3 protein-coding genes are annotated in these 3,532 nt (G+C 46.0%); all 3 read right to left on the minus strand.

The window, feature by feature from the left end; translation table 11 throughout:
- Positions 1–155 precede the first annotated feature (155 nt).
- Entirely contained in the window at positions 156–1,568 is a 1,413-nt protein-coding gene (gene cysS, locus AOQ29_RS01740; RefSeq protein WP_061992829.1) for a cysteine--tRNA ligase, read from the minus strand.
- 116 nt (positions 1,569–1,684) lie between these two features.
- Positions 1,685–3,181: a glutamate--tRNA ligase gene (gene gltX / locus AOQ29_RS01745; protein ID WP_061992830.1), complete on the minus strand. Its 1,497-nt coding sequence runs from the start codon at positions 3,179–3,181 to the stop codon at positions 1,685–1,687.
- Between the two features lie 93 nt (positions 3,182–3,274).
- A partial coding sequence (locus tag AOQ29_RS07840) for a magnesium chelatase domain-containing protein (RefSeq protein ID WP_275936568.1) occupies positions 3,275–3,532 on the minus strand: 258 nt, incomplete at its 5' end.

The raw sequence follows: 3,532 nt of genomic DNA on the forward strand, positions 1-3,532 counted from the left end.
AACAATAACTAGTATACCCAGATTCACACTCCTCGTCAACACTTTTATTTAATATCGTTGAGAAATATTCAAAGTCTATTTTTGAAACAAAATAACGGTCATTTGTTCGTCTATCAAACAAATGACCGTTATTAGAATTAAATAAGGTTCGCTATTTACTTTTTCATTTCCCAAGTTTGCCCCTGCGAGCTATCGCGAACAACTAAACCGGTCGCCAATAAGCGGTCTCGCAAGTCATCCGAAGCTGCAAAGTCTTTATTTTCTCGAGCAAGACGTCGCTCTTCAAGCATCTTCTCTTGGTCTGGGGTTAACTCGACTTCTTGCTCCAGGTTTTCCACACCAAAGATGCCCAACCACGTTTGCAAGCGATTTTTTAGCAACACGGCATCTCCCCGCGTCAACTGCGTTTCTGCCAGCAAGCGGTTAATCAGAGTTGCCAGGTCGAAAATCACTGTCACAGCGTTTTCCGTATTAAAGTCATCATCCATCGCGGCCACAAACGCCTGGTCTAATTCACCAACTTGGCTTTGCACCTCTGGCGTAACTTCCTTAACTAATTGAACTTGAGCTTTTTCCAAGGCCTGGTAAGTCCGGTAAAGTTTATCTAATTCAGCCTGGCTCTGCGCCAACCGGTCGGCGCTGTATGAAATCGCCCGACGATAATTAGTCTTAGCCAAGAAGAATCGGAGCCCTTGCGGATCAATATCTTCTTGCAGCAAATCGTGGATTGTCACAAAGTTACCCAAGGACTTCGACATTTTTTCATCATTAACGTTAACGAAACCATTATGGAGCCAGTAACGGACGAACTGCTTGTGGTGGTAAGACTCCGACTGAGCCAATTCATTGGTGTGGTGAGGGAAAGTTAAATCAATTCCACCAGCATGAATGTCAATCGTTTCGCCCAAAAGTTGGTCGTTCATTACTGAACACTCCAAATGCCAACCTGGTCGGCCCGGTCCCCATGGTGATGGCCAAGCTGTCACCCCTTCGCGATCTTCAGCCTTCCACAAAGCAAAGTCTGCCGGATCTTGTTTTTGGTCCTGGTCTTCCTCACCCAGACGTCCAGCCGCATTTTCTTCCAGTTCATCCATTTTCTGATGAGACAAAGCGGTGTAATTCGGGAACTTTTTAGTTGAAAAATAAACATCCCCACCGACAACATAAGCCTGGTCCTGGTCAATCAACTTTTGGACAAAGTCGACCATTTCTTCCATATATTCAGTTGCCCGTGGTCGAGTTGTTGCTGGCTTCACGTTCAATTGACCGGCATCCTCACCAAAGGCCGCCGCATACTTATCCGCTACCTCTTCTTCGGTTAGCCCTTCCTTTTCACCTTGGGCAATCACCTTGTCACCCAAGTCGGTAAAGTTGGATACGAAGTTTACGGTAAAACCGCGCCATTCCAAGTAACGTCGAATCGTATCAAAGGCGACCGCTGATCGAGCATTACCAATATGAATGTAGTTATAAACCGTGGGTCCACACAAATACATCGTGATTTCACCCGGCACTTGGGGGGTAAACGGTTCTTTTTCTAAACTATAGGTATTATATACTCGTAGCATTTGCCAACCTCTTACTTCCTGAATTTATTTTTATTATAACAAAAAACAGTTACCAAAGACTGGTAACTGTTTTGAATGATTCAACCCAATAGATCAAAGCGGTTGTTAATTTGTTCTTATTGTAAGTACTTAGCCTTAACGTCAGCCATCGTCTTGAGAACTTCTTCCTTGTTCAACAAAACGAGCATTTCTGGCAAGTTTGGTCCTTGGACTTGGTGGGTTGTCACAATTCGGATTGGGTTCCAAAGGTTGCGACCCTTGATTTCCAATTCGTTTTGAATACCACGGATGGTTGCCATGTAAGTGGCAGCATCCGTATCTTCTGGTAAGGCCGTGTAAGCCTTTTCCCAGGCGGCGGCAACCTTGCGACCGTCTTCTGATTGGAGGTATTCCACCATTTCATCGGTCACAGGGAACAATTGGAAGAATGGTTCGCGGACCAAATCAACGATTTGCTTGGTGTATGAAATGCCATCCACTCCGGCAACTTCGATAACTTCCTTCAACCAGTCAGACTTCTTTTCGGCATCTTCGGCTGAAATTAAGCCAGCTTCAACGATTTGGTCAAAGAGTTGAGGCATAATCCGGTCTTTGTCGCGACGGATCCATTGGTTGTTAATCCACTCCAACTTCTTTTGGTCGAACTTAGCGTTCGCCTTTGACAAACGCTTTTCATCAAACATTTGCTTGAATTCTTCCAATGAGAAGATTTCGTCTTCACCCTTTGGTGACCAACCCAACAAACCAATAAAGTTATCCATAGCTTCTGGTTGGTAACCCAATTCGCGGTATTGTTCCACGAACTGCAAGACATCGTTATCACGCTTTGACAACTTCTTACCAGTAGCACCGTTGATAATCAAAGCCATGTGACCGAAGGCGGGAACATCCCAACCCAAGGCTTCATAGATCATCATTTGCTTGGGCGTGTTGGAAACGTGGTCATCCCCACGCAAAACGTGAGAAATCTTCATCAAATGGTCGTCAACGACAACGGCGAAGTTGTAAGTTGGCATTCCATCGGCCTTTTGGATAACCCAATCGCCACCAACTTCCTTGGCACCAATTTCGATGTGACCCTTAACGATATCGTCCCAGGCAAAGACCTTTTCTTCGGGAACGCGGAAGCGGATAACTGGCTTCAAGCCTTGAGCTTCGAATTCAGCATACTTAGCTTCACGTTCCGCATCAGTCAAGCCTTCATATTCGTAAACATAATGAGGGGCTTGCTTAGCAGCTTGTTGGGCTTCGCGTTCTGCAGCCAATTGTTCTGAAGTCTTGTAAGACTTATAAGCCAAGCCTTGTTCGAGCAAAGCGTCGATATATTCTTGGTACATCCCAGCTTCATTTCGTTCAGATTGACGGTAAGGACCATATTCACCAGGCATGTCAGGCGCTTCATCCCAGTCCAGTCCTAACCACTTGAGGTTTTCTAACTGTGATTGTTCCCCATTTTCAATGTTACGAGCTGAATCGGTATCTTCGATTCGGATAATGAAAGTTCCATTGTAATGGCGGGCAAAGAGCCAGTTAAACAACGCCGTCCGGGCGTTTCCAATGTGTAGATATCCCGTTGGTGATGGGGCATAACGGACACGAATGTCATCAGTCATGAATAGTGTTCTCCTCGATATAACTTGTTTTGAAAATTCTCTCTTAAGTATACAACAACTAGGCCCGGCTTTCAGCCAGGGCCTTGATTTTCTTTAGGACTCTAAGGCCAGGTAGAGCGCCTGTTTGATGGTAGTCACGCCGACTACTTCCAAACCATCTGGCAAATTAATCCCCGCCAAGTTGTTCTTGGGCACGATGGCCCGGGCAAAGCCGAGCTTCTTAGCTTCCTTCAACCGACCTTCCAGGTCAGCAACCGACCGAACTTCCCCGGTCAGCCCCAGTTCACCGATAAAGACGTCGCTGGCCCGTGACTCCTTGTCCTGGTAAGACGAGGTAATCGCCACGGCAAT

The organism is Fructobacillus ficulneus (assembly GCF_001047075.2).
Classification (GTDB): domain Bacteria; phylum Bacillota; class Bacilli; order Lactobacillales; family Lactobacillaceae; genus Fructobacillus; species Fructobacillus ficulneus.

Coding starts and splice junctions, on each gene's coding strand:
- cysS (WP_061992829.1), bottom strand. CDS start 1,568: ATGCTACGAGTATATAATACCTATAGTTTAGAAAAAGAACCGTTTACC.
- gltX (WP_061992830.1), bottom strand. CDS start 3,181: ATGACTGATGACATTCGTGTCCGTTATGCCCCATCACCAACGGGATAT.